The 22803-nt window shown below is 68.1% G+C and carries 22 protein-coding genes; 13 read left to right on the top strand and 9 right to left on the bottom strand.

Annotation, left to right across the window (positions count from 1 at the left end):
* Positions 1 to 87: 87 nt before the first annotated feature.
* From ACAD63_RS05375 to ACAD63_RS05360, 4 genes are all read left to right on the top strand, one after another.
* Positions 88 to 663: a hypothetical protein gene (locus ACAD63_RS05375; RefSeq protein WP_133093015.1), complete on the top strand. Its 576-nt coding sequence runs from the start codon at positions 88 to 90 to the stop codon at positions 661 to 663.
* A gap of 291 nt (positions 664 to 954) precedes the next feature.
* Positions 955 to 3672 (top strand): aconitate hydratase AcnA, encoded by a 2718-nt coding sequence (acnA, locus tag ACAD63_RS05370; RefSeq protein WP_434033526.1) that lies wholly within the window; start codon positions 955 to 957, stop codon positions 3670 to 3672.
* Positions 3673 to 3876: 204 nt separating this feature from the next.
* A complete protein-coding gene (locus ACAD63_RS05365; RefSeq protein WP_165971428.1) occupies positions 3877 to 4026 on the top strand; it encodes a hypothetical protein in 150 nt (49 codons plus the stop codon).
* Positions 4027 to 4134: 108 nt separating this feature from the next.
* Positions 4135 to 5337 carry a DUF2863 family protein gene (locus ACAD63_RS05360; protein ID WP_133093017.1) on the top strand — a complete coding sequence of 401 codons (1203 nt, stop codon included), beginning with the start codon at positions 4135 to 4137 and terminating at the stop codon, positions 5335 to 5337.
* 63 nt (positions 5338 to 5400) lie between these two features.
* On the opposite strand, the gene trmB is transcribed toward ACAD63_RS05360, so the two are convergent.
* The gene (gene trmB, locus ACAD63_RS05355; RefSeq protein WP_135705589.1) at positions 5401 to 6078 is read right to left on the bottom strand and encodes a tRNA (guanine(46)-N(7))-methyltransferase TrmB; all 678 of its coding nucleotides are present in this window, start codon (positions 6076 to 6078) and stop codon (positions 5401 to 5403) included.
* Positions 6079 to 6213: 135 nt separating this feature from the next.
* Here trmB and ACAD63_RS05350 point away from each other — a divergent pair, with 135 nt between their 5' ends.
* Positions 6214 to 7839 (top strand): ABC transporter substrate-binding protein, encoded by a 1626-nt coding sequence (locus tag ACAD63_RS05350; protein ID WP_195431893.1) that lies wholly within the window; start codon positions 6214 to 6216, stop codon positions 7837 to 7839.
* Between the two features lie 126 nt (positions 7840 to 7965).
* Here the strand turns inward: ACAD63_RS05350 and ACAD63_RS05345 are convergent, their stop codons facing one another.
* The 3 genes from ACAD63_RS05345 to ACAD63_RS05335 all read right to left on the bottom strand — a co-directional run bounded on the left by ACAD63_RS05345 (position 7966) and on the right by ACAD63_RS05335 (position 10891).
* A complete protein-coding gene (locus ACAD63_RS05345; RefSeq protein ID WP_434033525.1) occupies positions 7966 to 8850 on the bottom strand; it encodes a spermidine synthase in 885 nt (294 codons plus the stop codon).
* A gap of 46 nt (positions 8851 to 8896) precedes the next feature.
* Entirely contained in the window at positions 8897 to 9649 is a 753-nt protein-coding gene (locus ACAD63_RS05340) for a tetratricopeptide repeat protein (RefSeq protein ID WP_135705591.1), read from the bottom strand.
* 111 nt (positions 9650 to 9760) lie between these two features.
* Positions 9761 to 10891 carry a PLP-dependent cysteine synthase family protein gene (locus ACAD63_RS05335; RefSeq protein ID WP_133093021.1) on the bottom strand — a complete coding sequence of 377 codons (1131 nt, stop codon included), beginning with the start codon at positions 10889 to 10891 and terminating at the stop codon, positions 9761 to 9763.
* 162 nt (positions 10892 to 11053) lie between these two features.
* On the opposite strand from ACAD63_RS05335, the gene ACAD63_RS05330 reads away from it, so the two are divergent.
* Positions 11054 to 11374 carry an HPr family phosphocarrier protein gene (locus ACAD63_RS05330; RefSeq protein ID WP_240745888.1) on the top strand — a complete coding sequence of 107 codons (321 nt, stop codon included), beginning with the start codon at positions 11054 to 11056 and terminating at the stop codon, positions 11372 to 11374.
* Here the strand turns inward: ACAD63_RS05330 and ACAD63_RS05325 are convergent.
* The 4 genes from ACAD63_RS05325 to ACAD63_RS05310 all read right to left on the bottom strand — a co-directional run bounded on the left by ACAD63_RS05325 (position 11365) and on the right by ACAD63_RS05310 (position 16193).
* Positions 11365 to 11802, bottom strand: a complete 438-nt coding sequence (locus ACAD63_RS05325; RefSeq protein ID WP_133093023.1) for a universal stress protein — start codon at positions 11800 to 11802, stop codon at positions 11365 to 11367. The genes ACAD63_RS05330 and ACAD63_RS05325 overlap by 10 nt on opposite strands.
* 249 nt (positions 11803 to 12051) lie before the next feature.
* A complete protein-coding gene (locus ACAD63_RS05320) occupies positions 12052 to 12555 on the bottom strand; it encodes a DNA-deoxyinosine glycosylase (RefSeq protein ID WP_135705593.1) in 504 nt (167 codons plus the stop codon).
* Positions 12556 to 12614: 59 nt separating this feature from the next.
* Positions 12615 to 14516 carry a molecular chaperone HtpG gene (htpG, locus tag ACAD63_RS05315; protein WP_133093025.1) on the bottom strand — a complete coding sequence of 634 codons (1902 nt, stop codon included), beginning with the start codon at positions 14514 to 14516 and terminating at the stop codon, positions 12615 to 12617.
* A gap of 138 nt (positions 14517 to 14654) precedes the next feature.
* Positions 14655 to 16193 (bottom strand): PLP-dependent aminotransferase family protein, encoded by a 1539-nt coding sequence (locus ACAD63_RS05310; protein ID WP_135705594.1) that lies wholly within the window; start codon positions 16191 to 16193, stop codon positions 14655 to 14657.
* 84 nt (positions 16194 to 16277) lie between these two features.
* Between ACAD63_RS05310 and ACAD63_RS05305 the strand changes: the two genes are divergently transcribed.
* The 7 genes from ACAD63_RS05305 (at position 16278) to ACAD63_RS05275 (ending at position 21803) form a co-directional block, all read left to right on the top strand.
* Complete coding sequence (locus ACAD63_RS05305) at positions 16278 to 16955, top strand: VOC family protein (RefSeq protein ID WP_135705595.1); 678 nt, start codon at positions 16278 to 16280, stop codon at positions 16953 to 16955.
* 39 nt (positions 16956 to 16994) lie between these two features.
* Positions 16995 to 17708, top strand: a complete 714-nt coding sequence (locus ACAD63_RS05300; RefSeq protein ID WP_133093028.1) for an alanyl-tRNA editing protein — start codon at positions 16995 to 16997, stop codon at positions 17706 to 17708.
* Positions 17705 to 18352, top strand: a complete 648-nt coding sequence (locus ACAD63_RS05295; protein ID WP_195431892.1) for a LysE family translocator — start codon at positions 17705 to 17707, stop codon at positions 18350 to 18352. Before ACAD63_RS05300 ends, ACAD63_RS05295 begins: the two co-directional genes overlap by 4 nt.
* Positions 18353 to 18457: 105 nt before the next feature.
* The gene (locus ACAD63_RS05290; RefSeq protein ID WP_135705597.1) at positions 18458 to 19381 is read left to right on the top strand and encodes a DMT family transporter; all 924 of its coding nucleotides are present in this window, start codon (positions 18458 to 18460) and stop codon (positions 19379 to 19381) included.
* Between the two features lie 15 nt (positions 19382 to 19396).
* Positions 19397 to 19852, top strand: a complete 456-nt coding sequence (locus ACAD63_RS05285; RefSeq protein ID WP_133093031.1) for a RidA family protein — start codon at positions 19397 to 19399, stop codon at positions 19850 to 19852.
* Between the two features lie 84 nt (positions 19853 to 19936).
* Positions 19937 to 21127, top strand: a complete 1191-nt coding sequence (locus tag ACAD63_RS05280) for a PLP-dependent aminotransferase family protein (protein ID WP_133093032.1) — start codon at positions 19937 to 19939, stop codon at positions 21125 to 21127.
* A 31-nt stretch (positions 21128 to 21158) separates the two neighbouring features.
* Positions 21159 to 21803, top strand: a complete 645-nt coding sequence (locus ACAD63_RS05275; protein ID WP_133093033.1) for a glutathione S-transferase family protein — start codon at positions 21159 to 21161, stop codon at positions 21801 to 21803.
* 36 nt (positions 21804 to 21839) lie between these two features.
* Here the strand turns inward: ACAD63_RS05275 and ACAD63_RS05270 are convergent, their stop codons facing one another.
* On the bottom strand, positions 21840 to 22493 hold the full coding sequence (locus tag ACAD63_RS05270; RefSeq protein WP_135705598.1) for a LysE family translocator: 654 nt from the start codon (positions 22491 to 22493) through the stop codon (positions 21840 to 21842).
* Positions 22494 to 22803: the final 310 nt, after the last annotated feature.

Below are 22803 nucleotides of genomic sequence, written 5' to 3'. Positions count from 1 at the left end.
GGCGGACTTTCCTTCCAGGCGCCGCCTGATGTGACGGCGGCGAACGACAAACAGACCAGATTTCAAAATCCGAGAGGCACTCACAAAATGAAACATCTCGTACTTGCCGCCTGCATCGGCGCGTTCAGCCTGACCACCGCCACCGCCGTGATGGCGCAAGAGCCGGCCAAGCAGACCACCAAGAAGAAGTCCTCGACCAAGAAGAAGGCCGCAGCCGGCACCGCCGCCGCTGCCGGCGCCGCCGCCGCAGTCACCCCGACCGGTGAAAAGTGGCAGTGCGAACTGGGCAACAGCATCTATATCTCCGGCGACATGCTGCGTGACGAAGTGCTGACCGTGCACTGGCAAGGCCGTGACTACAAGCTGCCGCGTCAGTCCACCGTGACCGGCGCCGACCGCTACTACGACGCCCGCACCGGCCTGGACCTGGTGGTGATCCCGAGCAAGGCCATGCTGTTCAACAAGAACCTGGGCCAGCGCCTGGCCGACGACTGCCAGAGCGCCGCCATGCAGGCAGGCGCCGCGGCGCCGACGCAGGCCGGCGGCCTGCGCGCCCCGGTCAGCGCCCCGCTGCTGGCCACGCCCCCGGGCGGCCCGACGGTCCAGCCGCAGCAGGCGCAGCAGCCTGACGCGACCCAGCAAAGCGCGGCACCGAAGCAGTAAATCCGTACAGGGTGCCGGCGGCCGCCTGAATTCCGGCCGCCGGCACCCTTTTGCCTTGCGGGCGGGCCAACCCGCCGCGGGCACGCTGTCGCGCCGCGGGAAGGCATGGCCGGGGCCCGGCCGATCGAGACCGGGTGGCGGCAAGGCCGCGCGGCGGTTAGAGTATGCAGTTGCAGTGCGCTGCCGACCTCGGACCGCGGCCATACGCCGCGGCAGCGCACCGGGGTCTGAATCCAGTTTCAGAGGTCCGAGCCAAATGCCATCGCATCATCCTTCGATCGGAGTACGGCAATGCCCCATAACCTCAAGAACACGCTAAAAGAATTCAAGATCGGCGCTTCCGGCAAGGGCCAGTTCTATTCCCTGCCGCAACTCGCGCAGGAACTGGACCTCGATCTCGGGCGCCTGCCGGTATCGATCCGCGTCGTGCTGGAAGCCGTGCTGCGCAACTGCGACGGCAAGAAAGTTACCGAAGAACACGTCAGGCAACTCGCCGGCTGGAGGCCGAATGCCGAGCGTGTGGACGAGATCCCGTTCGTCGTGGCCCGCGTGGTGCTGCAGGACTTCACCGGCGTGCCGCTGCTGGCCGACCTGGCCGCAATGCGCAACGTGGCCGAGAAGATGGGCCAGGACCCCAAGAAGATCGAGCCGCTGGTGCCGGTCGACCTGGTGGTCGACCACTCGGTGCAGGTTGACCATTTCCGCGAAAAGAAGGCGCTGGACCTGAACATGCAGCTGGAATTCCAGCGCAACAACGAGCGCTACCAGTTCATGAAGTGGGGCATGCAGGCGTTCGACACCTTTGGCGTGGTGCAGCCGGGCTTCGGCATCGTGCACCAGGTCAACCTGGAATACCTGGCGCGCGGCGTTCATAAGAAGGATGGGGTCTACTACCCTGACACGCTGGTCGGCACCGATTCGCACACCACCATGATCAACGGCATCGGCGTGGTCGGCTGGGGCGTCGGCGGCATCGAGGCCGAGGCCGGCATGCTGGGCCAGCCGGTGTACTTCCTGACGCCGGACGTGGTCGGCGTGGAGCTGACCGGCCGCCTGCGCGAAGGCGTCACCGCCACCGACCTGGTGCTGACCATCACCGAGATGCTGCGCAAGGAGAAGGTGGTCGGCAAGTTCGTCGAGTTCTTCGGCGAAGGCACGGCCAGCCTGTCAGTGCCGGATCGCGCCACCATCGGCAACATGGCGCCGGAGTACGGTGCCACCATGGGCTTCTTCCCGGTCGACGAAAAGACCATCGATTACTTCCGCGGCACCGGCCGCACCGACGCGGAGATCGACGCGTTCGAAGGCTATTTCCGCGCCCAGCAGATGTTCGGCATTCCGCAGGCAGGCGACATCGACTTCAGCAAGACGCTGAAGCTGGACCTGTCCACGGTCGCGCCGTCGCTGGCCGGGCCGAAACGCCCGCAGGACCGCATCGAGATCGGCAACGTCAAGAGCACGTTCGCGTCGCTGTTCAGCAAGCCGGTGGCCGAGAACGGCTTCAACAAGGATGCGGCCGAGCTGGATCGGCCCTACCGCACCAGCAACGGCATTGAAGTGAAGAACGGCGACGTGCTGATCGCCGCGATCACCTCGTGCACCAACACCTCCAACCCCAGCGTGCTGCTGGCGGCTGGCCTGCTGGCCAGGAAGGCGGTGGAAGCCGGACTGGAAGTGGCGCCGCACATCAAGACCTCGCTGGCGCCGGGCAGCCGCGTGGTCACCGAATACCTGAAGGCCGCCGGCCTGCTGCCGTACCTGGAGCAGCTGGGCTTCGGCGTGACCGCCTACGGCTGCACCACCTGCATCGGCAATGCCGGCGACCTGACGCCCGAGCTGAACGAGGCCATCGTCAAGAACGACCTGGTCGCGGCCGCGGTGCTGTCGGGCAACCGCAATTTCGAGGCCCGCATCCACCCGAACATCCGCGCCAACTTCCTGGCTTCGCCGCCGCTGGTGGTGGCCTATGCCATCGCCGGCAATGTCACGCGCGACCTGATGACCGAGCCGGTCGGCAAGGGCAAGGGCGGGCGTGACGTCTGGCTGGGCGATATCTGGCCGACTTCTGAGGAAATCCACGCGCTGATGAAGTTCGCGATGGACGCCAAGACCTTCAAGGGCAACTACGAGCAGGTCAAGAAGCCGAGCAAGCTGTGGGGCGCGATCCAGGGCACCAAGGGCCAGGTGTACGACTGGCCCAAGTCGACCTACATCGCCGAGCCGCCCTTCTTCCAGGACTTCAGCCTGGAGCCGTCGGGCGCCTCGGCCAGCGTGCGCGACGCGCGCGCGCTGGGCATCTTCGGCGACTCGGTGACCACCGACCATATCTCGCCGGCCGGCTCGATCAAGGACACCTCGCCCGCGGGCAAGTACCTGCAGGCGCATGGCGTGCTCAAGGCCGACTTCAACAGCTACGGCTCGCGCCGCGGCAACCATGAGGTGATGATGCGCGGCACCTTCGCCAACGTGCGCATCAAGAACCTGATGATCCCGCCCAAGCCGGACGGCGCGCGCGTGGAAGGCGGCATCACCATCCACCAGCCCACCGGCGAGCAGATGTCGATCTACGACGCGGCCATGAAGTACATCGCCGAGGGCACGCCCACGGTGGTGTTCGGCGGCGAGGAGTACGGCACCGGCTCGTCGCGCGACTGGGCGGCCAAGGGCACGCAGCTGCTGGGCGTGAAGGCCGTGGTGGCGCGCAGCTTTGAGCGCATCCACCGCTCCAACCTGGTCGGCATGGGCGTGCTGCCGCTGCAGTTCAAGGGCAGCGACAGCGCGCAGGCACTGGGTATCACCGGCAACGAGACCTTCGACATCGAAGGCACGGGCCTGGACAACCCGGGCGACCTCAAGCCGCAACAGGACCTGGTGCTGGTGATCAAGCGCGCCAACGGCGACGTGCAGCGCGTGCCGGTGCTGCTGCGCATCGACACGCCGATCGAGGTCGACTACTACAACCACGGCGGCATCCTGCCGTTCGTGCTGCGCCAGCTGCTGGTGGCCTGACGCCCGCGGATGGTCCATGCAAGCGCCGCCTTCCCGGGCGGCGTTTGTCATGGTGCGCATGATGCGGCCCCGGAATCACTCGGCGCCTATCCCGCGCGTGTAAGTTCCACGCAAGGCAGTGCTGCCACACTGTGTCCCAAACAACATGGGCCGCAATGGCCCGGAGGCGGGGCCACCCCGCTTCAGACATACACTGGAGACAACATGGCAAAGATCATCATCGCATTCGTCGTCGTTGCCGGCGCAGCCCTCTACCTGCTGACCAAGGGCGGCAGCGACGTGTCGATTTCCGGCGAGCAGCACGGCGTCGAGACCCACGCACCGGCGGCGCCGGCAGCCGGCGGACAGAAATAAAAAGAAGTCTTCGGCCTCGCCGGTGGCAAGTCGCGCCGCATCGCGCGGCCGCCTTGTCAACGCAACGAGTAGAATACCGTTTTACGCATAAACGAACGGTTTCTTTCTATGGCAGGTTTTCGCCCCAAGGCTTCCCCACGTCTTTCCCCCGACGCCGAGCGGTTGGTGGCCGATGCGCTCGCCCTCGACGCATCGGGCAGCCGCATGGAGGATGGCTACTGGGAACGGCGGCTCTCGCAGCGCCTGGGCCGCCTGTTGAAGAACGGTAGCCAGACCGCGCTGGACGCGGCGCTGGAGCACCTGTTCAAGCACAACGCCGATGCCTCCGACGTGCTGGCCGAGCAGGCCGAGACACTGGCCGAATCGGCCACCATCGAGGTCGATGGCCAGCGCTACGACGCGCTGCTGATCGCCGCGCCAATCCTGGCGCACACGCGCTACGCCATCCCCTCGGGCGCGCTCAAGCCGGAGCTGGCCCAGACGCTCGCCGTGCACTTGCAGGCACATGTACTGGCTTCCGACACCAAGGTGGCGCTGTCGCCGTACCTGTACAGCATCGACCAGTTGCCGCGCACCCACAGCGACACCTTTGCGCTGACGCACAAGCTGGCCGCGGCCGCGCTGGCCGGCTCGGTACCCAAGGTCGACCTGCGCGACCTGCCCGAGACCGCGCCGATCCTGGCCGACCCGCGCTACCTGCTGGCCGTGGTGGTAGCCCCGCACGAGCAGGCGCTGTTCCGCTGGCAGGAAGATGCCAAGGAGCACCACGCCGAGCGCTCGGTGTGCCTGGAACAATGGCGCACCCAGGTCCAGCCGTCGGTGGCGCTGCTGCTGCCCGGCTGCGAGTTCGAGCTGCTGCTCCCCGACGCCTTCTTCCTGTCGTGCCGTGAGTCCGACAAGAGCATCCGTCCTCTGACCGTGCGCGCCGCCGTCAACTATCTGGCCGGCACGCTCGATATCTCCGCCGGCCAGCTGGCCGCGGTGGTGGCCGCGTTCGGCGAGGAAGTGGTCGAGGAATACCGCGTCGGCTTCACCATGCGCGGTGAAAAGGACGTGATCTACGGCATCGTCTGGCCGGTCTACGGCCGCGAAGCCGGCGAAGTCGATGCCGACGAGAAGGGCAACCCGCTCGAACAGATCTGCGAAGAGCTGCGCAACGCCGGCGTGGAGGATATCTTCCGCCATGCGGCGCTGTTCGATCCGGAATATTGCGAGGATTGCGGCACGCCGCTGTATGCCGACCGCAATGGCGAGATCGTGCATGCGGAGCTGCCGGAAGACGCGCCCACGCAGCAGCCGCTGTTCCACTGAGTTCCCGCGCCCACGCAAGCAAACGGCCCACATCGTGGGCCGTTTTTGTTTTCCTGGCTGGCTTCAGGCACCCCGCTCGCTGACGCAGCGCCAGAGCCCATGCCCCGATGCCGCGTACTTGCGCTCGAACGGCGTCATCGCCTGCGCCGGCTGCCAGGGCTCGACCACCTGCGCCGGACGCCCAACCAGCGCCAGCGCCTGCGCGAACTCGTCGATGTAGACCTGCCAGTTGCTGCGGCATTCCAGGTAATCGCCGCACGCCGCCAGCGCCGGGAACACCGCATGGCCCTGCCAGCGCCGCCCCAGGTGGCCGATCTTTGGCCATGGGTTCGGGTACAGCACGTAGTGGCGCGCCACCGGCACCGCGTCGGCCTGCAGCATGCGCCAGACATCGACCAGGTCGGCCCGCGCCCAGCAGAAATTGGCCGGCATCGGCGCCTCGCCCCACCAGTCCTTGCCAGCGGCCAGGCGCTTTTCGGACTGGTCGACGCCGATCACATAGTGGTCCGGGAATGATGTCGCCAGGCGCAGCGTGCTTTCGCCCACGCCGCAGCCGGCATCCAGGATCAGCGGCGCGCCGCCGGCCTGCTGCCAATTGTCGAGCGCCGCGCTCAGCGCGCGGCGGCTGGCTTCGCCGATGGGCTTGCGGAACGGCTCGGCCAGGTGGCGCGCGACACGCGCGGCAAGGTGTTCGTGGACATCGGACTGCGCCGAGACGATGGTGCGGGAATTGGCAAACATGACCCCATTTTACCGGGGCCGGACCCGGCAGCCTTGCATCGGACGCTGCAACCATGCCACTTTAGCGGCACAATGCGGGACAAACCGCCTGAGAACCCGTCCGCAAGCGCCGGACCTGTACGAGGAGCCAGTCCCATGCCATCGACAACCGCCACGCCCAGCCAGCCCGCCCGCCGCACCTTGCTCCACGCCACCGCCGCGCTGGTGCTGGGCAGTGCCGCCTGTGCCGCCCTGGCGCTGGTGCCGGCCGGCGCCGCCCATGCCGAGGACCTGCGCATCGGGCTGGCCGCCGACGTCACCTCGATGGACCCGCACTGGAACAACTCCGGCCCCAACAACGCGATCGCTCTGCATGTCTTCGAGTCGCTGGTGTTCATGGACAAGAACGCCCGCTATATCCCCGGCCTGGCGCTGTCGTGGAAGCCGGTCAATGCCATCACCTGGGAAATCAAGCTGCGCCCCAACGTGAAGTGGCACGACGGCTCGCCCTTCACCAGCGAAGACGTCAAGGCGTCGCTGGAGCGCCCGGACAAGCTGACCAACAGCCCCGGCTCGTTCACCAGCTACACCAAGCCGATCGCCCGCATCGACACGCCCGATCCGCTGACGGTGCGCCTGACCATGAGCGTGCCCAACTACGCCAACCTGGCCAACGACCTGAACAGCGTGCCGATCATGCCGAAAAAGGTCGCCGCCACGCTGACGCAGGCCGATTTCGACTCGGGCAAGGCCATGATCGGTACCGGGCCGTTCAAGTTCGTGCGCTTCGCGCGCGGGCAGGAAATCGTGATGGAGCGCAATCCCAACTACTGGGGGCCCAAGCCGGAGTGGGACCGCGCCGTGTTCCGCATCATCACCGACAACGGCGCGCGCAGCGCCGCGCTGCTGGCGGGCGATGTCGACGTGATCGAGAGCGTGCCGTCGGCCGACGTGGCCAAGCTCAGGCAGAACCCGAAGTTCAAGATCGAGCAGCAGGTTTCGTGGCGCACCATCTTCTGGCAAATGGACCACTCGCGCGACAACCCGCCCTTCGTCACCGACAAGGCCGGCAAGGCGCTGGGCAAGAACCCGTTCAAGGATGCGCGCGTGCGTGCCGCGATCAGCAAGTCGTTGAACCGCGACGCCATCGTCAACCGCATCATGGAGGGGCTGGCGGTGCCGGCATCGTCGATCGTGTCGCCGCAGATCTTCGGGCATCCGGGCACCAAACCCGACGCCTATGATCCCGAAGGCGCCAAAAAGCTGCTGGCGGAGGCGGGCTACCCGGACGGCTTCGGGCTGACGCTGCATGCCACCAACAACCGCTACCTGAACGACGCCGCGGTGGCGCAGGCCACCGCCAGCATGCTGACGCGCATCGGCATCCAGACCAGGGTCGAGACCATGCCGGTAGCGGCCTACTTCACGCGCGCGCGCCAGGGCGACTTTGCCTTCCAGATGCTGGGGTGGGGTTCGGCAGCCGCGGATGTGGCGCTGCGCTCGATCACGGGCACGCCCAACCCCAAGACCGGGTATGGCACTTGGAACTGGGGCAAGTACAGCAACCCGCAACTGGACCAGCTGATCGAAAAATCGCTGACCACCGTTTCCAGCGAGAAAGCGCGCGAGGAGAACGCGCGCACGGCGGCCAGGTTCGCGCTGGCCGACCACGCGATCATTCCGTCGCACAGCCAGCTGGCGATGTGGGCGATGAAGAAGGGACTGAAGTATGAGGCGCGGACGGACGAGTGGTCGCTGGCGCAGTTTTTCCACAAGGAGTGAGGGCGGCGGCTGGTCATCGGCTCGCGGTGTTCTCCCTCGCCCGCTTGCGGGAGAGGGAGAACACCTTGCTTGGGCTAGTTCAGGCGGCTTTGGAGCACCCAAACCTCCTCTTTGGGCGCGTTTGGATCAGATCCTCAACCGCTCTTCCTGCCGCGCGTTCGCCGCGCGCAGCTTCTGCACCCAGTCCCGCGCCGGCAGCCCCGTGGTCTTCTCGACCACGTCGGCGCGCGCTTCCAGCACTTCCCACGCCACATCGATCTCCGGGCCGTTGAACGCCAGTGCGATGATGTTGCCGTCATGGACCTCAGGGAACACCAGCACGCGGCTATCGAAGGCTTCGCAGATGCGCTCGATATTCTTCGGGAAGCTGTCGTGGTCGCCGAACAGGTTGATGGTCATCACGCCCGGCTCCTTCAGCGTGCGGCGGCAGGCGCGGTAGAACGCGGTGGTGTCGAGCACCGGGCCGCGCGCGGTGGCGTCGTACAGGTCCACCTGCAGCACGTCGATGGCATCTGCGTGGGTGCCGTCCATCACGTAGTCCCACGCGTCCTGCTCGCGCACGGTCAGGCGCGCGTCATCCTGGCGCAGGCCGAACATGCTGCGCCCGGCGATGATCACCGCCGGATTCAGCTCGACCGCGGTCACTCGCGCGCGGCTGAACTGGCGGTGGCAGAACTTGGTCAGTGCGGCCGCCCCGAGGCCGAGCTGGACCACGTGGAATTCATCCACAGAAGGCGACAGGAACAGCAGCCAGGCCATCATCTGCTGCGCGTATTCCAGCTCGATCGCATCCGGCTTGCGCAGGCGCATCGCGCCCTGCACCCACTCCGTGCCGAAATGCAGGTAGCGCACGCCGTCCAGCTCCGAGAAGGTCACCGGCGCAAAGCGCGGCGTCATGCGTTTTTCTTCGCGGGCCGCGCGCGAGTCCGGCGCCTGGCCACGGTTGCGTGTGCCACGTGCCGGACGGCGCGAGGCCACGGCTTCAATCGATTTGCGTTTCAGTAGGGTCATATTGTCGAGAAATACACGGTGGCCATGCAACGGGCCGGCACGCGCCTTACTTGCCCAGCGCCGCCTGCGCGCGCTGCAGCCACTCGCGGTTGTGCTCGCGGGCATGGCGCGGCCAGTGGCGGGCGTCGTGGACGATTTCGGCGTAGAGTTCGCGCGCGCGTTCGCGGTCGGCGGCATCGGGCTGCGCCGCCAGCCAGTCGGCGAGCAGGCAGCGCGGCGCGGCGTCGCTGGCGCTGGTCAGTGCCTGCTCGAACGCGGCGCGCGTGCCGGGCGCGCCGGTGGCAGCCAGCGCGCGAGCATACAGCAAGGCGGGGTCGGGCTGCTGGCGCGCATGCGGGCTGGCGCCGAACAGTTTTTCCAGCGTCGCCAGCGCGGCGGCCGCGTCGCCGGTGGCGAACTGCGCCTGGGCCAGGCCCTGCAGCAGCGCCGGATCGGACGCGAACGGGCCGTTGGCCGCGGCCTGGTAGTGCTGCAGCGCCTCGGACGGCTCGCCGGCTTCGAGCAGCACGGCGCCCAGGCGCATGCGGTGCGCCACGGTCGGCGCCCGGTCAAAGTCGGTGCGGGCCTCGCGCACCGCGCGGTTGGGGTCCACCAGTTGCGAGATGGCGCGCGTGGCCGCGCGCGCGCCGCGCGACTGGCGCAGCTCGGGCAGGAAGATGGCAAAGAAGTAGACCAGGCTGCCCAGCCCCGGGAACAGGAACAGGATCAGCAGCCAGTACATGTTCTGGTGCGTGCGCACCGCATGCACGGCGAAGAACAGCGCAACGATGATATGGATGCTGATACCGAAGATACGCATGGATAAGTCAACCTATGGGATCGTATGAGGTCATCAGTGGGCAAAGGGTCGGCGCCGAAGCGCTGGCCGCCGGCATTTTGACAGAAAGACGGCGGCGCGATTCCCTTGCATTCAGCCCGGAATGCCGGCGCCGGCCGGCTGCAGCCCGGCCACCGCCTGCGGCGTAAGCACCGCCTCACCCTTCACCGCGCGCGCCACCAGCGCATCGGCGGCGTCGATGGCGATGCGCTGCTCGGCATACCAGTCTTCGTCGTAGTAGGTATTGCCATAGCGGTCGCCGCTGTCGCACAGCAGCGCGACGATGGCCCCCGCCTGCCCTGCCGCCCGCATCTGCTGCGCCAGGTACAGCACGCCGACGAAGTTGGTGCCGGTCGAGCCGCCGACGCGGCGGCCGAAGCGCCTGGCCAGGTAGCGCATGGCGGCGAACGACAGCGCATCGGGCACCTTCAGCATGGCGTCGATGCAGCTGGGGATAAACGAGCGCTCCACGCGCGGCCGGCCGATACCCTCGATTCGCGAGCCGGTCGGCAGCGACAGGTCCGGTTCAGGCTTGCCCGCCAGGGCGCTGCGGAAATAATCGAAGAACACCGAGTTCTCCGGATCGGCACACAGCACGCGCGTCTTGTGGCGGCGATAGGCGACGTAGCGGCCGAGCGTGGCGATGGTGCCGCCGGTGCCGCCGCTGGACACCAGCCAGGCCGGTACCGGGTGCTCCTCCTCCGCCATCTGCTTGAAGATGGATTCGGCGATATTGTTGTTGGCGCGCCAGTCGGTGGCACGCTCGGCGTAGGTGAACTGGTCCATGAAATGGCCGCCGGTTTCCTGCGCGATGCGGTGCGACGCGGCATAGATCTCCGACGGGCTGTCGACAAGGTGGCAGCGCCCGCCATAGAACTCGATCGCCTCGACCTTGGCGCGCGACGTGCCGGCCGGGATCACCGCCACGAACGGCAGCCCTAGCAGCCTGGCGAAATACGCCTCTGAAATCGCGGTCGAGCCACTGGACGCTTCCACCACCGTGCTGCCCTCACGCAGCCAGCCATTGCACAGCGCATACAGGAACAGCGAGCGCGCCAGCCGGTGCTTCAGGCTGCCGGTCGGGTGGCTGGATTCGTCCTTGAAGTAGACACGGATGTCGGGGTAGCCCGGCAGGTCCAGCGGGATCAGGTGGGTATCGGCGGAGCGGTTGAAGTCGGCTTCGATCTTGCGGATCGCTTCGTGGGTCCAGGCGGAAAGTGGCATGGGTGGCTTGCGGGCGCGGCGGCCGGGGCATTGGATCAGGCCCTCAGGATGCCAGAAGCGTGCTGCCCAAATCCAGTTTCCCGGATCCGGCGCGACGATCGGCAGGCACTGCAATGCGCTCTTCGCGCCACAGCCCCGGCCGCCGTGTGGATGTGACCGTCTGTGGCAGAAGCAACGATCGACGGGCTCGCCGGCCTGATCTTCCAGGGCCGCAGTTCCGCACACCTGAGCCTGGCCGCCAGCCGCTTTGCCAGCAGCATCATGCTGGCGACCGCCTCGGGCTCGGCCAACGCGCGCGACGTCATGGCCGTGATGCGGCTGCGCGTGCCGCCCGGCACGCCGCTGCGCATCCGGGCTGACGGGCCGGATATCGGCCGACCTGCGCCGCCGCGTCTGGCGCACGGGTCCGCTGCCGCGCCTGGCGGCGCGGATGCGGCGGCGCTAGCCCACGGCGCGGGCCGGCGGCCGCGCGCCTACCGGTAGACCAGCACCGGGATCTTGCTGTGGGTCAGCACCTTGAGGGTCTCGCTGCCGATCACCAACCCTTTGACCCCGCGCCGCCCGTGGGACGCCATCACGATCAGGTCGCATTCCTTGTCCTCGGCCGCCTTGATGATGGCCTCGTACGGATGGTCATTGACCGCGTAGGTCGTGTCACAGGCCACGCCCGCTGCACCGGCCTCGTCGGCCAGGCCGCGCAAGTAGCGGGTTGCGTCTTCCCAGGCCTGCTTGACGTAGGTCTCGCGGGTGTCCTCCAGCATTTCGACCTGGTAGGTCAACACATGGTAGTTCGGACAGACGCGCACCACGGTGGCACGGGCGCCCATCTCCCGCGCCAGCACAAGTGCCTTGCGGAATGCGGATTCGGACAGGTCGGAGCCATCGACCGCCAGCAGGAGATGCTTGAACATGATTGCCTCCTCGCCTGCGCATTGCGCTCACTTCCGATGCGACATCGCCTTGCGTCCGAAAGTGGGAGCCGCAAGGCGCACAACAAGGAGCGACCGATACCCTCGGTTTCGAATCATCTGTCACCCTGATCCAGTATAGGTGCGCGATGGCACACGGCAATCCGGCGGGCGTCACATTGCCTCGCCCGCATTCGAAACGCCGGCGCAGCCATGTTCCCGGGCACGCCGGCCGCGCGCAGGGCCGCGGCGCTACGCCATCAGCGCGCGCCACAGCGCCAGCTTCTGCTCGAAATTGCGCGCCGCGTGCGCCGGGCTGGACGAAGGCAGCACCACCGTCTGATACCCCTGCGCGGCAAACTGCGGCGCGAACCGTCCCGATGTGCCACCGTTGAAGCCGATGCGCTCGAGCGCCGGCGCCAGCTGGCGCAGCCGCGTGAAATCGTTGGCCTGCGGGTAGCGGATATTGCTGTCCAGGCTGCCTTCGCGCATGCACGCCCCAAGCACGTCCCAGACGCCGATGCGATGCGCCAGCAGCCGCACCAGCCGTTCGGCATACGGCAGCGCCGGCATCGGTTCGCCGGTCAGCGCGGCCATCAGCGGCCAGAACTGGTTGCGGGGATGGGCGTAATACTCGCGCGCGGCCAACGAGGCGGCGCCGGGGAAGCTGCCCAGCACCAGCACGCGGGTGTTGCGGTCGATGACAGGCGGCAGGCCCTGGTGCAGGTCGGCCTGGGGCGGGATGGGGTCTGGCATGGCAGAAACGCAGCGGCCCCGACTACCTGCTTCGGGGCCGCTGCGTCGGTCGCCGGCCGTCAGGCCAGCAGCTTGTTGACGCGCTGCACGTAGGCGGCCGGGTCTTCCAGCATGCCGCCTTCTGCCAGCAGCGCCTGGTCGAACAGCACCTGCAGGCGGTCGCTGAAGGCATCGCCCTCCGGAAGATCTCGCAGCTTCTTGACCAGCGCATGCTCCGGGTTCAGCTCCAGGATCGGCTGGGCGTCCGGCGCCTTCTGGCCGGCCTGCTTGAGCAGGCGCTGCAGGTAGCCGCTCATGTCGCCCTCGTCCGACACCAGGCACGATGCCGACTCGGTCAGGCGCAGCGTCACGCGCACGTCCTTGGCCTTGCCGGCCAGCACGGTCTTGGCGCGCTCGACCACGTCCTTCCAGTCGGCCTCGGCCTTCTCCTGCTCGGCCTTCTCGGCTTCATCGGCCAGCTTGCCCAGGTCGAGGTCGCCGCGCGCCACCGACACCAGTTCCTTGCCATCGAATTCGCGCAGGAACGACAGCATCCATTCATCGACGCGGTCCGTCAGCAGCAGGACTTCAATGCCCTTCTTGCGGAACACTTCCAGGTGCGGGCTGTTCTTGCCGGCGGACCAGGTATCGGCCGTGACGTAGTAGATCTTGTCCTGGCCTTCCTTCATGCGGCCGACATAGGCGGCCAGCGACACGTTCTGCTCGGCGGTGTCGTTGTGGGTCGAGGCAAAGCGCAGCAGTTTCGCCACGCGCTCCTGGTTGGCCTGGTCCTCGCCGGTGCCTTCCTTCAGCGCCTGGCCGAACTGTTGCCAGAAGGTGTCGTACTTGGCGCGTTCGGCTTGGTCCTCGCTGTCGGCCAGCGCTTCGAGCATCGACAGCACGCGCTTGGTGCAGCCTTCGCGGATCGCCTTGACGTCGCGGCTTTCCTGCAGCAGTTCGCGCGATACGTTCAGCGGCAGGTCTGCGGAATCGACCACGCCCTTGACCCAGCGCAGGTAGCCCGGCAGCAGCTGCTCGGCGTCGTCCATGATGAAGACGCGCTTGACGTACAGCTTCAGGCCGGCCTTGTGGTTGCGGTCCCACAGGTCGAACGGCGCGCGCGCCGGGATGTACAGCAGCTGGGTGTATTCGCTGCGGCCTTCGACGCGGTTATGGGTCCAGGCCAGCGGCGTTTCGTTGTCGTGCGCGATGTGCTGGTAGAACGCGGTGTACTGCTCGTCGGTGATGTCGGACTTGTTGCGGGTCCACAGCGCGCTGGCCTGGTTGACGCTTTCCCACTCGTCGGTGCGCTTGTAGCTGCTGGCCTCGGCGTCCCACACTTCCTTGGGCATGCGGATCGGCAGCGAGATATGGTCCGAGTATTTCTGGATGATGCTCTTCAGGCGCCAGGCCGACAGGAAATCGTCCTCGCCCTCGCGCAGGTGCAGCGTGATGGTGGTGCCGCGCTCGGCGCGCGCGATCGCGTCGACGCTGAACTCGCCGTCGCCGGTGCTTTCCCAGCGCACGGCTTCCTCGGCACCCACGCCGGCGCGGCGGGTTTCCACCGTGACCTTGTCGGCGACGATAAAGGCCGAATAGAAGCCCACGCCGAACTGGCCGATCAGCGCGGCGTCCTTCTGCTGGTCGCCGGACAGCTGCTGGAAGAATTCCCTGGTGCCCGAACGGGCGATGGTGCCGAGGTTGCGGATGGCCTCGTCGCGGCTCATGCCGATGCCGTTGTCGGTGATCTTCAGCGTGCGTGCCTGGGCATCGGCCTCGATGCGGATGGCCAGGTCGGCGTCGTTTTCCAGCAGGGACGGATTCGCGATCGCCTCGAAGCGCAGCTTGTCAGTGGCGTCCGAAGCATTCGAGACCAGCTCGCGCAGGAAGATTTCCTTGTTGCTGTACAGCGAGTGGATCATCAGGTGCAGCAGTTGCTTCACTTCCGCCTGGAAGCTCATCGTCTCGTGCGGTGCGGTCATGGTTCTCCTTTTGAATCTCGAAAACAGGCGAATCTGGGATGGTCGGGTGGCCGTCGGGGGCCAGTGACGCCAGAAATAGGGCCGCCCGGGCCATTTTTCAAGGCCCGGGGAATGTAACGCGTGCAGGGCAACGAGGGCTCAGAGCCGTTCCAGCTGGCGCCCGAGAAAGCGCAGCATGTCCGGGTCGCCGCTGCTGGCGACATTGAAGCGCATCCACCCCGACGGCATCTGCGACGGCGAGAACAGGCTGCCGGGGGCGAACAGGTAGCCCTCTTCATGCCCCGCGGTGGCGATCGCGTTGGTATCGCGCCCGGTATCGGCCCACAGGTACATGCCGGCATGCTGGCCCGGGAACAGGCGCAGGCCCAGCCGCTCCAGCTCGCGCCGGGTTTCGTCGCGGGCGCGGTCCAGCCGGGTGCGCACACGCTCGACATGCTTGCGGTAGTGCCCCTCGGTCAGCACCTTGTACAGCACCCTCTCGTTGATCTCGGGCGAAGCCAGGCCCGCCAGCAGCTTGCTGTCGGTCAGTGCCGATGCCATCTCCGGGTGCGCGGCGATAAAGCCCACGCGCAGGTTGGCCGCCAGCGTCTTGGAAAAGCTGCCCAGGTAGATCACCCGGCGCAGCTGGTCCAGGCTGGCCAGCCGCGTGGCGGCGTGGCCGGGCGGGCACAGGTCGCAGTAGATATCGTCCTCGACGATCAGGAAGTCGTACTGCTCGGCCAGCTTCAGCAGCTGGAAGGCCTTGGCGGCGGACAGCGAGGTGCCGGTCGGGTTGTGCAGCACCGAGTTGATCACGAACAGCTTGGGCCGCCGCGCCTGCACGATGCGCTCCAGCGCCTCCAGGTCCGGCCCCTCGGCGGTGTACGGCACGCCGATCACCTGCGCGCCCTGCGCGGCAAAGCGCGCGAACATCACGAACCACGCCGGGTCGCCGACCAGCACAGCGTCGCCGGGCTGCAGGTAGAGCCGGGCGATCAGGTCGAGCGCCTGGGTGATGCCGGAGGTCAGCACGATCTGCTCGGCGCCGGCGCGGATCTCCAGTTCCTCCAGCCGGGTGCGCAGCTGCTGGCGCAGCGGCAGGAAGCCTTGCGGCGTGCCGCTGGCCAGGAAATGGTTGCCCGGCTGGCGTCCCAGGCCGCGCAGCGCGCTGGCGATCAGCTCGCCATCGAGCCATTCGTTGGGCAGGAAGCCCAGCCCCGGCGCCTTGTGCGCCTCGGCGGTATGGAACATGCTGCGCAGCAGCCAGGTGACGTCGATATTGCGCGCCTCGGCCGCGTTGGACGACACCGGCGCCGCGGGCGCGGCCGGCGCACGCTCGCGCACGTAGAAGCCCGAGCCGCGGCGCGATTCCAGGTAGCCCAGCGCCACCAGCCGCTCATAAGCCTCCACCACAGTAAAGCGCGAGATGCCCTTTTCCTGCGCCAGCTGGCGGATCGACGGCATGCGCATGCCGGCGCGGAACACGCGTTCGTCTATGCGCATGCGGGCCCATTCGGTCAGTTGCTCGACCAGCGTCATCTGGGCCGACGGGATCGGGTCGGGCAGGCGCTCGGTGGGCGGCAGCACCAGGCGCAGCGGGCGTCCGCCGGCCTGGGCGGAGGTGCCGCGCGCGCCGCTTCCGCTATGCTGCTGGGGATTCGCGGCGGTGGTATCCGCGTCCCTGGTGTTCGCATCCATGTGCTGCTCCTGCAACTGTACTGAAGACGATACGCAGAACTGTACCGGTACTGTACCGACTACCTTGTCTACCATCAAGCCAAGATGAAGCTCGCTCTCGACCACCTCGTCATCGCCGCGCCCGACCTGGACGCCGGCACCGCCCATGTCGCCGACCTGCTGGGGATTGCTCCCCAGGGTGGCGGTGCGCATGCCGCCATGGGCACGCACAACCGCGTGCTCGGCATGTTCGGCGGCATCTACCTGGAAGTGATCGCGATCGACCCGGCCGCCGCCGCGCCAGCGCGGCCGCGCTGGTTCGGCCTCGACACCGAGGCGGTACGGCAACGGCTGGAGAACGGTCCGTTCCTGTTGCACTGGGCCGCCCGCGTCGAGCGCCCCGCCGACCTGACGCTGTGGCAGTCGCAATACCCGGCCCGGATCGCGCCGGTGATCCCGATGACGCGCGGCGACCTGCGCTGGCGCATCACGGTGCCCGAAGACGGCGCCCTGCCCGGCTGGCAAGGCGAGGCCGATGCCGCCGGCGACGGCTTGCTCCCCAGCCTGATCCAGTGGGACGTGGCCGCCTACCCTGGCATCAGCCTGCCGCGGCAGGACCTGGCGCTGCGCAAGCTGTCCGGGCGCCATCCGCGCGCCGAACTGCTGCGGCAGGGCCTGGCCTGGCTGGGCGCGGACCACCTGATCGCGATCGAACAGGGCGAGGGCCAGCCGGAACTGTCGGCCGAGATCGAAACCCCGCAGGGCATCCGCACGCTGCGCTAGCCAGACCAGACAAGCAACAAGAATCCAAAGGAGACACCGATGTCCGCGACCCGCAAGCGTTTCGACGACGATCCCTATCTCGTTCACTGCACCGCCACCGTGCTGGCGGCCAGCGCAGAAGGCATCGAACTGGACGAGACCGTCTGCTACGCGCGCAGCGGCGGCCAGGCCGGCGACACCGCCACGCTGGCGCTGCCCGACGGCCGCACCGTGACCATCGTCGACACGATCTATGCCGAAGACCGCAGCCGCATCCTGCATATGCCTGCGCCGGACGCCGCGCTGCCGCGCGTGGGCGAGCGCGTCACGGTCACCATCGACTGGGCGCGCCGCCACCGGCTGATGCGCCTGCATACCTGCCTGCATTTGCTGGGCTCGCTGATCCCGGTGCCGGTGACCGGCTGCGGCATCTCGCCGGACTCGGCGCGGATCGACTTCGACCTGCCGGAGTCGACGCTGGACAAGGCCGGCCTGACCGAGCGCCTGAACGCGCTGATCCGCGCGGAAACGCCGGTGCGGATCACGCTGATCACGCCGCAGGAGCTGGCCGCGCAGCCGGAACTGGTGCGCACCATCGGCGCGGCGCCGCCGGCGGGGACCTCGAGCATCCGCATCGTCGAGATCCCCGGCGTCGACCGCCAGCCCTGCGGCGGCACGCATGTGGGCAATACCAGCGAGATCGGCACCGTGGCGGTAACCAAAATCGAGAAGAAGAGCCGCACCAACCGCCGCGTCGTGGTGGCGTTCGCATGACGGCCGTGACCTCCGGCCTGCTCACCGGCCTGACCGCGGCGCAGTTCCTGGCCCTGCTGACGCTGCTGGCGGTCGGCCTGTTCACGCCCGGCCCCAACACCGCCATTGCCGCGGTGACCGGCGCCAACTTCGGCCTGCGCGCGACGCTGCCGCACTGCGTCGGCGTAGCGTTCGGCTTTGCCAGCATCCTGGCGCTGTGCGCGGTCGGCGTGGGCGCGCTGGTCCTCGGCCAGCCGGCGCTGGCATCGGCGGTGCATCTAACCGGCGTGGCCTACCTGCTGTGGCTGGCGTGGAAGATCGCGCGCGGCACGACACTGGCCGAAAGGCAGGTGCTGCGGCCGCTGAACGTGTGGCAATCGGCGGTGCTGCAGTACGCCAACATCAAGGCGTGGATGCTGGCGCTGGCGGTGGCGGCGTCCTATATGGCCGGCGCCACCGCGCCGCTGCAGCGCCTGCTGCTGGTGTGCGGCGTATTCGCACTGCTGGGCTTCGTCAGCAACGGCGTGTACGGCGCGCTGGGTGCGGCGCTGCGGCAATGGCTGCGCGAGGGCGAGCGCGTGCGCTGGTTTAACCGTGCCATGGGCGCGGCTCTGGCGCTGACCGCGCTGTGGATCGCTGTCAGCGCCCGGCCCGGCGTGCATTGAACCGAACGACAAGAACACAAGACGCCAACCATGTCCGCTCCCTCGCAAACTCCCTCGCAAACTCCCTCGCCTGCTTCCATACCGGCCGCGCCCCATTCAGGCGGCATGCTGCTCGGCTTCATCGGCGTGGCCATCTTCAGCCAGACCCTGCCGTTCACGCGCATGGCAGTGGCCGAGCTGGACCCGATCTTCGTCGCGCTGGCGCGCGCCGTCCTGGCCGCGCTGCTGGCGCTGGCGCTGCTGGCCATGCGCGGCGCGCTGGCCGCGGCACGCCGCCCGCGCGGCGGCCAGTGGCAACGGCTGGCGGTGACTGCGCTGGGCGTGGTGGCCGGCTTCCCGGTGTTCTCGTCGCTGGCGATGCGCGAGGTGCCGGCCAGCCACGGCGCCATCGTGGTCGGCCTGCTGCCGCTGGTCACGGCCGTGTTCGCGGCCTGGTTCGGGCGCGAGCGGCCGTCGCCGGCGTTCTGGCTGTCGGCCGTGGCCGGCAGCGCGCTGGTGGTCGGCTTTGCCGCCTGGCAAGGCGCCGGCGGCCTGCAGCACGCCGACTGGTACCTGTTTGCCGCGGTGGTGCTGGGCGCACTGGGCTATGCCGAGGGGGGCAAGCTGTCGCGCGAGCTGGGCGGGCTGGAGACGATCAGCTGGGCGCTGGTGGCGTCGCTGCCGGTGCTGGTGCCGGTGGTGGCCTGGCTGGCGCTGCGCGACCTGCCGGCGATCGCCGCGGCGTCGCCGCGTGCCTGGGCCGGCATGGCCTATGTCTCGGTGTTCTCGATGTTTGTCGGCTTCCTTTTCTGGTACGCCGGCCTCGCAAAAGGCGGCGTGGCCCGCGTCGGGCAGATACAATTGCTGCAGCCGTTCCTGACGCTGGCGGGCGGCGCGCTGATCCTGGCCGAGCCGCTTGACGCCCCCACCATCGCCTTCGCGGTGGCGGTGATCGCTGTCGTGGCCCTCGGCCGCAACGCCGCCGTGCGCCAGAGCGCACCTGCCGCCGCCCCGGAAACGTCCCCTGTCCTTCCAGGACGCATTCACTGACCAGGAGTCCAACGCATGTCCGTCTACGACACCCTTGCCCGCCTCGGCGTCGAACTGCCGACCGCCAACGCCCCTGCCGCCGCCTACGTGATGGCCGCGCAGACCGGCAATACCGTATTCCTGTCGGGCCATATCGCCCGCAAGGACGGCAAGGTATGGACCGGCAAGCTGGGCCAGGACATCGACACCGAATCGGGCAAGGCCGCCGCGCGCGCCATCGCCATCGACCTGCTGGCCACGCTGCACGCGCACGTGGGCGACCTGAACCGCGTCACCCGCATCGTCAAGGTGATGAGCCTGGTCAACTCCACCACCGAGTTCACCGAGCAGCACCTGGTCACCAACGGCGCTTCCGAGTTCCTGGCCGAAGTCTTTGGCGACAAGGGCAAGCACGCGCGCAGCGCCTTCGGCGTGGCGCAGGTCCCGCTGGGCGCCTGCGTCGAGATCGAGATGATCGTCGAGGTGCAGTAATTTCCGCCGGCCGGCGGCCCGGGCGACCGCCACCGGCCGGCCTTGCCACACAGAAACACCCTCCCAGACCACAAGAGACACATCATGAAATGGGCCATCTCCCGCCGGGCGCAGCAACTGACCAGCTCGGCCATCCGCGAAATCCTCAAGGTCACCGAGCGTCCGGAAGTCATTTCCTTCGCCGGCGGCCTGCCCTCGCCGGCATCGTTCCCGGTAGCGGCCATGGAGGCAGCGACGGCCCGCGTATTCGCCGACAACCCGCAGGCGGCGCTGCAATACGCCGCCACCGAAGGCTACCTGCCGCTGCGTGAATTCATCGCCAAGCGCCACGGCGTGGGCGTCGAGCGCGTGCTGATCGTGACCGGCTCGCAGCAGGCGCTGGACCTGATCGCCAAGGTGATGATCGACCCGGGCAGCAAGGTGATGGTGGAAACCCCCAGCTACCTCGGCGCGCTGCAGGCGTTCTCGCTGTTCGAACCCGAGTTCGTCTCGATCCCGACCGACGACAAGGGCCTGGTGCCCGAGGCGCTGACGCCCGAGCTGACCGCCGGCGCGCGCTTCCTGTACGCCCTGCCCAACTTCCAGAACCCAACCGGCCGCCGCCTGCCGCTGGAGCGCCGCCAGGCACTGGTGGCGCGCGCGCAGGAACTGGGCGTGCTGGTGGTGGAAGACGATCCGTACGGCGCGCTCAGCTATACCGGCGACCAGCTGCCGACGCTGCTGTCGATGAATCCGGACGGCGTGATCTACATGGGCTCGTTCTCGAAGATCCTGGCTCCCGGCATGCGCCTGGGCTACGTGATCGCCCCGCCCGAGCTGCATTTCAAGCTGTGCCAGGCCAAGCAGGCATCGGACCTGCATACGCCGACCTTCACGCAGCGCGTGGCCTATGAGACCGTGCGCGACGGCCTGCTCGACCGCCATATCCCGACCATCCGCGAGCTCTACAGCAAGCAGTGCCAGACCATGCTGGACGCGCTCAAGCGCCATATGCCGGAAGGCGTGACCTGGAACACGCCCGAAGGCGGCATGTTTATCTGGATGGAGCTGCCCGAAGGGCTGGACAGCATGGCTATCCTGGAAGAAGCGGTGAAGCGCAACGTGGCCTATGTGCCGGGCGCGCCGTTCTACGCCAGCAACCCGAAGCGCAATGCGCTGCGCCTGGCGTTCGTCACGGTGCCGCCCGAGCGCATCGAGCAGGGCGTGGCGATCCTGGGCGAGCTGTTCCGCGAGTCCATCGCCGCCGCTGCCGCCAGGCAAGCGCGCGCGGCCTGACGCCGCACGGGCGCGCAATCCAGGAGCCGACATGCTGCGTATCTGGGGCCGACTCTCCTCCATCAACGTGCAGAAAGTGGTCTGGTGCGCGCGCGAGCTGCACCTGGACCATGAGCGCGTCGATATCGGCGTCAACAAGGGCGACCTCGACACCGAGGCCTACGTCCGCCTGAACCCGAACCGCCAGATCCCGGTGATCGAGGATTTCCGCGGCACGGACGTGGGCGGCGAGCCCTTCGTGCTGTGGGAATCGAACGCGATCGTGCGCTACCTGTGCGCGCGCTACGGCGAGGGCACGCTGTGGCCCGAAGACGTCAAGGCGCGCGCCTCGGCCGACCGCTGGATGGACTGGCAGACCACGGCCTTCAGCCCGGCCATGGTGACGGCGTTCCTGAACCTGGTGCGCACGCCCGACGGCGAGCGCGACGAAGCCGCTATCCAGGCCTCGTGCGCCCGCACCGAGCGGCTGGCGGCGCTGCTGGACAAGGCGCTGGCGGGCCGGGAGTTCATCGGCGGCGACCGCTTCACCATGGCGGATATCTCGCTGGCTTGCGCCGCGCACCGCTGGATGGGCCTGCCGATCCAGCACCAGCCGCGGCCCGACCTGCAGCGTTGGCTGGCGGCAATGCGTGCCCGCCCTGCCGCCGGCGGCATCCTGGAACTGCCGCTGCGCTGAGCGGCGGCAGTTTTTCCTTCCTCTGCTTCTAGCTGCCTATTTCGCGGCACGCGAGCCCGAAGTCGCCGTAAAGATCCCCAGCCCGATAAACGCCGCCCCCGTCAGGTAGCGGCCGAATGCGCGTGCCCGCCCGGCGCGGCGCAGCGCCGGCATCACCGCGGCCGCGGCCATGACGTAGCAGGCGTCGGTGGTGGCGGCGATCAGCACGAAGGCCACGCCCAGCGCGAGGCTCTGCGCCAGCGCCGAGCCGGCCGGGTTCATGAACTGCGGCAGGAAGGCGGCGAAGAAGATCGCGGTCTTGGGGTTGAGCAGCGCCACCACGAAGCCGTCGCGCATCACCTGGCGCAGGCTGCGCTGCGCCACCTCCGGCGTACCGCCGCCCGCCGCCGCAGCGCCGCCACGCAGCGCGCGGATGCCGAGCCAGATCAGGTAGGCCGCACCTGCGTACTTGACCACCGAGAACGCCAGCGCCGACACCGAGAACAGCACCGCCAGCCCCAGCGAGGCGCCGATGGCGTTACCCAGGTTGCCCAGCGCCACCGCGCCGATCGACGCCAGCCCGGCCTGCCGGCCCTGCGCCAGCGTGCGCGTCACGATATAGACCACGGCCGGGCCGGGGGTGATGGCCAGCGCCAGGCTGGCCAGCACGAAGGCGGTCAGCAGCGGCCACGCGGGCAGGAATTCAGTCATGGGGCAGCTCGTTCGATGTTGGCATGCGGGCAGCGCCCGCGTCATGGCGAACGCCAGTATGCGCCGCTACACCGCGCTCGCGCCAGTCCCCCGCCATGGCTGCCAGGCCAGTCATCCGGGCCACGCGCAGGCAGGCATACTTTTGCAACAGGCGCCGTTTAGAGTACTCTGGCCGGTGTGCCGGGTGCGTCCCACGTGCGCTGCCATGCCCTTCGGGGAATCCCTAGTCCCTGAATGTGGCTCATGCCATGCATGACGCAATGTACGGAAGCGAACACGGAACCCGTTCCTACAATCGCTGGTTCTTTCC

The organism is Cupriavidus sp. a3 (assembly GCF_051015765.1).
Taxonomy (GTDB): domain Bacteria; phylum Pseudomonadota; class Gammaproteobacteria; order Burkholderiales; family Burkholderiaceae; genus Cupriavidus; species Cupriavidus oxalaticus_A.
The sequence above is the reverse complement of the archived record's forward strand: the minus strand, read 5'-3'. Positions and strand labels throughout refer to the sequence as shown.

Coding starts and splice junctions, on each gene's coding strand:
- ACAD63_RS05375 (WP_133093015.1), top strand. CDS start 88: ATGAAACATCTCGTACTTGCCGCCTGCATCGGCGCGTTCAGCCTGACC.
- acnA (WP_434033526.1), top strand. CDS start 955: ATGCCCCATAACCTCAAGAACACGCTAAAAGAATTCAAGATCGGCGCT.
- ACAD63_RS05365 (WP_165971428.1), top strand. CDS start 3,877: ATGGCAAAGATCATCATCGCATTCGTCGTCGTTGCCGGCGCAGCCCTC.
- ACAD63_RS05360 (WP_133093017.1), top strand. CDS start 4,135: ATGGCAGGTTTTCGCCCCAAGGCTTCCCCACGTCTTTCCCCCGACGCC.
- trmB (WP_135705589.1), bottom strand. CDS start 6,078: ATGTTTGCCAATTCCCGCACCATCGTCTCGGCGCAGTCCGATGTCCAC.
- ACAD63_RS05350 (WP_195431893.1), top strand. CDS start 6,214: ATGCCATCGACAACCGCCACGCCCAGCCAGCCCGCCCGCCGCACCTTG.
- ACAD63_RS05345 (WP_434033525.1), bottom strand. CDS start 8,850: ATGACCCTACTGAAACGCAAATCGATTGAAGCCGTGGCCTCGCGCCGT.
- ACAD63_RS05340 (WP_135705591.1), bottom strand. CDS start 9,649: ATGCGTATCTTCGGTATCAGCATCCATATCATCGTTGCGCTGTTCTTC.
- ACAD63_RS05335 (WP_133093021.1), bottom strand. CDS start 10,891: ATGCCACTTTCCGCCTGGACCCACGAAGCGATCCGCAAGATCGAAGCC.
- ACAD63_RS05325 (WP_133093023.1), bottom strand. CDS start 11,802: ATGTTCAAGCATCTCCTGCTGGCGGTCGATGGCTCCGACCTGTCCGAA.
- ACAD63_RS05320 (WP_135705593.1), bottom strand. CDS start 12,555: ATGCCAGACCCCATCCCGCCCCAGGCCGACCTGCACCAGGGCCTGCCG.
- htpG (WP_133093025.1), bottom strand. CDS start 14,516: ATGACCGCACCGCACGAGACGATGAGCTTCCAGGCGGAAGTGAAGCAA.
- ACAD63_RS05310 (WP_135705594.1), bottom strand. CDS start 16,193: ATGGATGCGAACACCAGGGACGCGGATACCACCGCCGCGAATCCCCAG.
- ACAD63_RS05305 (WP_135705595.1), top strand. CDS start 16,278: ATGAAGCTCGCTCTCGACCACCTCGTCATCGCCGCGCCCGACCTGGAC.
- ACAD63_RS05300 (WP_133093028.1), top strand. CDS start 16,995: ATGTCCGCGACCCGCAAGCGTTTCGACGACGATCCCTATCTCGTTCAC.
- ACAD63_RS05295 (WP_195431892.1), top strand. CDS start 17,705: ATGACGGCCGTGACCTCCGGCCTGCTCACCGGCCTGACCGCGGCGCAG.
- ACAD63_RS05290 (WP_135705597.1), top strand. CDS start 18,458: ATGCTGCTCGGCTTCATCGGCGTGGCCATCTTCAGCCAGACCCTGCCG.
- ACAD63_RS05285 (WP_133093031.1), top strand. CDS start 19,397: ATGTCCGTCTACGACACCCTTGCCCGCCTCGGCGTCGAACTGCCGACC.
- ACAD63_RS05280 (WP_133093032.1), top strand. CDS start 19,937: ATGAAATGGGCCATCTCCCGCCGGGCGCAGCAACTGACCAGCTCGGCC.
- ACAD63_RS05275 (WP_133093033.1), top strand. CDS start 21,159: ATGCTGCGTATCTGGGGCCGACTCTCCTCCATCAACGTGCAGAAAGTG.
- ACAD63_RS05270 (WP_135705598.1), bottom strand. CDS start 22,493: ATGACTGAATTCCTGCCCGCGTGGCCGCTGCTGACCGCCTTCGTGCTG.